Origin of the sequence: Mycobacterium sp., from assembly GCF_049802695.1 — a bacterium.
Lineage (GTDB): Bacteria > Actinomycetota > Actinomycetes > Mycobacteriales > Mycobacteriaceae > Mycobacterium.
In genome coordinates this window covers 1-1993 of the sequence record NZ_JBARMY010000029.1, presented here as the reverse complement: position 1 = coordinate 1993, position 1993 = coordinate 1, and the positions used below count along the sequence as shown (strand labels likewise).

General features: G+C 66.1%; 1 protein-coding gene and 1 pseudogene. One reads left to right on the top strand and one right to left on the bottom strand.

The features are described from left to right. Nucleotides 1–64: 64 nt before the first annotated feature. A pseudogene (locus tag WA317_RS01110) lies at nt 65–325 on the bottom strand (amidohydrolase family protein); the annotation flags it as partial. Between the two features lie 82 nt (nt 326–407). Between WA317_RS01110 and fadD8 the strand changes: the two are divergent. Next, on the top strand, nt 408–1993 hold a 1586-nt coding region (gene fadD8 / locus WA317_RS01105), incomplete at its 3' end, for a fatty-acid--CoA ligase FadD8 (protein ID WP_425171275.1).

Here is a 1993-nt window from a genome sequence, read left to right as displayed (position 1 = left end):
CGCATCGGCAGGGCCACCACGTGCAGGCGGTGCAGCAGGTCACCCAGACTGGGCGGCGCCGGTCTCACCGGCGGTACACCTGGCGGCCGGCGAGAAACGTTGCACGCACCTCGAGGTCGGCTATCTGCCCGGGCGGCACAGTGCGTGGGTCGGCCGACAGCACAACCAGGTCGGCGTTTTTGCCGACTTCAAGCGACCCGATCACGTCGTCGGCGAATAACTGCCAGGCGGCGTCGATGGTCTGGGCCCGAATGGCCTGCTCGACGGTCAGCCGCTCTTCGGGTGCGAGCACCCGGCCACTGGGCGCAGTTCGGGTGATGACGACATCGGCAGCGGCCACGGACGAGAATCCTAACGATCCGCGACCGTCACCCCATGAAATTGCAACACGTTCTAGTCTTGCCGTCATGAGTGACGAGCTGCTGCGCACCCCGACCCACAACGGCCACCTGCTGGTCGGCGCACTCAAGCGCCACAAGAACAAGCCGGTGCTTTTCCTCGGCGACACCACGCTGACCGGCGGCCAGTTGGCCGACAAGATCAGCCAATACATTCAGGCATTCGAGGCGCTGGGCGCCGGCACCGGGGCCGCGGTCGGCCTGCTGTCGCTGAACCGGCCAGAGGTGCTGATGATCATCGGGGCCGGCCAGACTCAGGGCTACCGTCGCACTGCCCTGCACCCGCTCGGCTCGCTCGACGACCACAGCTATGTGCTGTCCGACGCGGGGATCAGCTCGTTGATCATCGATCCCAACCCGATGTTCGTCGACCGGGCGCTGGGGTTGCTGGAGCGCGTCGACTCGCTCAAGCAGATCCTGACGATCGGCCCGGTGCCCGAACAGCTTGCCCACGTGGCGACGGATCTGTCGGCGGAAGCCGAGAAGTACGCGCCGCGCCCGCTCGCGGCCGCCGACCTGCCACCGGATCAGGTGATCGGCCTGACCTACACCGGCGGCACCACCGGCAAACCCAAGGGTGTGATGGGCACCGCGCAGTCGATCAGCACCATGACGTCGATCCAGCTGGCCGAGTGGGAATGGCCCGAGCACCCGCGGTTCTTGATGTGCACACCGCTCTCGCACGCCGGCGCGGCGTTCTTCACGCCGACGGTGATCAAGGGCGGCGAGATGATCGTGCTGGGCAGGTTCGACCCCGCCGAGGTGCTGAGAATCATCGAGGAGCTACGCATTACGGCGACGATGCTGGTGCCGTCGATGCTGTACGCGCTGATGGACCACCCGGATTCGCACACCCGTGACCTGTCGTCGCTGGAGACGGTGTACTACGGCGCTTCGGCGATCAACCCCGTGCGCCTGGCTGAGGCCATCCGGCGCTTCGGTCCGATCTTCGCCCAGTATTACGGGCAGTCCGAAGCCCCGATGGTGATCACCTACCTCGCCAAAGCCGATCACGACGAGAAGCGGCTGACATCGTGCGGACGCCCGACATTGTTCGCCCGGACCGCACTGCTCGGCGAGGACGGTAAGCCGGTGCCGCAGGGCGACGCCGGTGAAATCTGTGTCAGCGGACCGCTTTTGGCCGGCGGCTACTGGAATCTAGCTGACGAGACCTCGCGGACTTTCAAAGACGGCTGGCTGCACACCGGTGACATGGCCCGAGAGGACGAGGACGGTTTCTATTACATCGTCGACCGGGTCAAGGACATGATCGTCACCGGCGGCTTCAACGTGTTCCCGCGAGAAGTCGAGGACGTCGTCGCCGAGCATCCGGCCGTCTCGCAGGTATGCGTGGTCGGGGCACCGGACGACAAATGGGGCGAGGCCGTCACCGCGGTCGTCGTGTTGCGCTCCGACGCGGCCCATGACGATGCCGCGATCGAGGCGATGACCGCCGACATCCAGGCCGCCGTCAAAGAACGCAAAGGCTCCGTGCAGTCGCCCAAGCGGGTGGTGGTGACCGACTCGTTGCCGTTGACGGGCTTGGGTAAACCGGACAAGAAGGCGGTGCGCGCGCAGTTCTGGGAGGGCGTCGG